This window comes from Roseateles sp. P5_B10 (assembly GCF_056400485.1).
This window is the reverse complement of sequence record NZ_JBFULE010000651.1, coordinates 1-2997: the sequence shown is the minus strand read 5'-3', so window position 1 is coordinate 2997 and position 2997 is coordinate 1. Positions and strand designations below refer to the sequence as shown.

3 protein-coding genes are annotated in these 2997 nt (G+C 61.8%); all 3 read left to right on the top strand.

Annotated features, from left to right (window positions below; genetic code table 11):
- The coding region (locus AC1DU6_RS25425; protein WP_477860488.1) for a DNA methyltransferase at nucleotides 1–734 on the top strand (734 nt) is incomplete at its 5' end.
- The gene (locus AC1DU6_RS25420) at nucleotides 731–2008 is read left to right on the top strand and encodes a PDDEXK nuclease domain-containing protein (protein ID WP_477860486.1); all 1278 of its coding nucleotides are present in this window, start codon (nucleotides 731–733) and stop codon (nucleotides 2006–2008) included. The genes AC1DU6_RS25425 and AC1DU6_RS25420, both read left to right, overlap by 4 nt.
- The coding region (locus tag AC1DU6_RS25415) for a DEAD/DEAH box helicase family protein (RefSeq protein ID WP_477860484.1) at nucleotides 2005–2997 on the top strand (993 nt) is incomplete at its 3' end. The genes AC1DU6_RS25420 and AC1DU6_RS25415, both read left to right, overlap by 4 nt.

Below are 2997 nucleotides of genomic sequence, written 5' to 3'. Positions count from 1 at the left end.
AGCCGGAAAAGTTGTTGCGCAAGGTTTTGCAGATTGCAACCAGCCCTGGCGACCTCGTCCTCGATTCCTTCGCCGGCTCCGGTACCACCGGTGCCGTCGCTCACAAAATGGGGCGCCGCTGGGTCATGATTGAATTGGGCGAGCACTGCCACACACACATCGTGCCCCGCTTGCAAAAGGTGATTGACGGCCAGGACCGGGGCGGCGTGACTGAGTCGACCGGTTGGCAAGGTGGCGGTGGCTTTCGGTATTACGAACTTGCCCCCACGCTGCTGGCGACGGATCGATGGGGCAACCTGGTTATCAATCCCGATTACGACGCGGCGATGCTTTCGGCTGCGATGTGCAAGCTGGAAGGTTTCACTTACGCGCCGTCGGAAGTGTTGTGGTGGCAGCAGGGGCGCAGCAGCGAGACCGACTTCATTTACGTGACCACGCAGACGCTCGGCGCAGAGCAGTTGGAAGCGCTGAGCGACGAGGTGGGCACTGACCCAAACAACAGGCGCAGCCTGCTGGTGTGCTGTGGGGCTTATCAGGGGGTGACAGCCGCGCAGGCGGCGCAGCGCTGGCCGAACCTGACGATCAAGAAGATCCCCAAGATGATCAAGGACCGCTGCCATTGGGGGCATGACGACTACAGCCTGAATGTGGCGAACTTGCCGATGGCGCAGAAAGCGACTGAAGCCGCTACCGCCCCGAGGCAGGACGACTTGTTCGGCGGGGATGACTTGTGAGCCCAAGGCCAGTCACCTCGGTCAAGCCAGCCGCGCCGCCTGCGACGAAGAAGTCACGGACAAGCAGTGCTGATGCGGCCGCGCTGGCGCTGTATGGCCGCGTGCGAGACATTCTCCAGGCCGCCCGCACGGAGGCTGGGCGCAGCGTCAACACGGCGCAGGTAGTGGCGAACTGGCTGATCGGGCGCGAGACGGTGGAGGAGGAGCAGCGCGGGCAGCGGCGGGCTGGCTATGGGGCCAAGGTGCTGCTGGCACTGTCGGCGCGTCTCACGCAGGAGTTTGGCCGGGGGTTTTCGGTGGACAACCTAGAGGCGTTCCGGCAGTTCTACATCGAGTACCCGCTGTTGATTTCCGAGACGGCGTCGCGGAAATTGCCTGCCATCGGCCTCTCGACTGCAGCGGTTGACGGTGTGGCCGTCAGGAAATCCGAGACGCTGTCTCGGATTTCTGTCGGCTTGAATTGGGTGCCGGGCGTGCTGCACCCAGATATCTCCTGGAGCCACTATCGGCACCTGCTGCGCATCGGCCGCGCCGAGGCTCGGGCGTTCTACGAGATCGAGACAGTGCGCAATGCCTGGGCAGTGCGCGAGCTGGCGCGCCAGACGGGCAGCTTGCTGTTCGACCGCTTGGCCAAAAGCCGGGACAAGGCGGGGTTGATGCGCTTGGCCAGGCAAGGCCAAGAAATGATGCAAGCCGTTGATGTGCTCAAGGACCCGGTGGTGATGGAGTTCTTGAACCTACCGGCATCGCCAAAGCTGGTGGAGTCGGAGCTGGAACAGGCGCTGGTCAGCAACTTGCAGACCTTCTTGCTGGAGCTGGGTCGAGGCTTTGCGTTCATCGCCCGCCAGCAGCGCATCACTGTGGATGGCGACCATTTCTACATCGATCTGGTCTTCTATCACACGGTGTTGAAGTGCTATGTGCTGATCGACCTGAAGGTCGGCAAGCTGACCCACGGCGACCTGGGGCAGTTGCAGTTCTACGTTAACTACTTTGACCAGGAGCGCCGCACCGAAGGCGACAACCCGACGCTGGGTTTGATCCTGTGCCCGGACAAGAACGATGCCGTGGTGCGCTACACGCTGGGCGAGCAGCAGGCGCGCAATATCTTTGCCAGCCGCTATCAACTGCACTTGCCCACCGAGGAGGAGCTGCAGCAGGAGCTGAGGCGCGAGTTGCGTCAGCTGAATGTGGGCGCGGTGTCACCCGGCAGCAAGAAAGTCAGCAGGCCAGCAAGCAAGGCCGTAAGCAAAAAACCAAAGGGGGGACTATGAGCCAACGCGAAGTCAACGCGATCACGGGCCGCTTGAGCCTGCGCGCACCGCAAAGCGAGTCACTGGCCAAGCTGGCCAATGCGATAGAAGCAGCACCTTCCATGCTGAAGCATGACCGCGACGAGGCTGACCTTGCCTCGATCCTGGCGACGCTCAAGAGCCAATTCCCGACGTTGCGAGACTTCGAGCGGGACTTTCCTTCCCTGTGCTTTGCGCTGGCCACCGGCGTGGGCAAGACACGGCTGATGGGGGCCTTCATCAGCTACCTCTATCAGGCGCACGGCATCAAGAACTTCTTCGTGCTGGCACCGAACCTGACCATCTACGACAAGCTGATTGGCGACTTCACGCCCAATTCGCCCAAGTACGTCTTCAAGGGCGTGGCCGAGTTTGCGGCCTACCCGCCCGAGATCATCACTGGCGACAACTACAAGGAGCGCGCCCAGGCGATGGGCGATTTGCTGTCGCCGGTGAGCATCAACATCTTCAATATTTCGAAGATCACGTCTGAGATGCGCGGCGGCAAAGCGCCGCTCATCAAGCGCCTGAGCGAGTACATCGGACAGAGCTATTTCGACTATCTGGCCGGCCTGCCCGATCTGGTGCTGCTGATGGATGAATCGCACCGCTACCGGGCCAGTGYCGGCGTGCGCGCGATCAATGAGCTGAAGCCCTTGATCGGCCTGGAGCTGACGGCCACGCCGTTCGTGGAAACGACCAAGGGGCCGGTGCCATTCAAGAACGTGGTTATGAACTACCCACTGGCCCGCGCATTGGAAGACGGCTTCGTGAAGGAGCCGGCCGTGGTGACGCAGCGCAATTTTGACGCCAGCAAGATGCCGCCGGAGGAGGTGGAGCGCGTCAAGCTGCAAGACGGCATCCGCATGCATGAAGCGACCAAGGTCGAGCTGAAGACTTATGCGCGCAGCAACGGCGTCAAGGAGGTCAAGCCCTTCATGCTGGTGATTGCGCGCGACACCACGCACGCC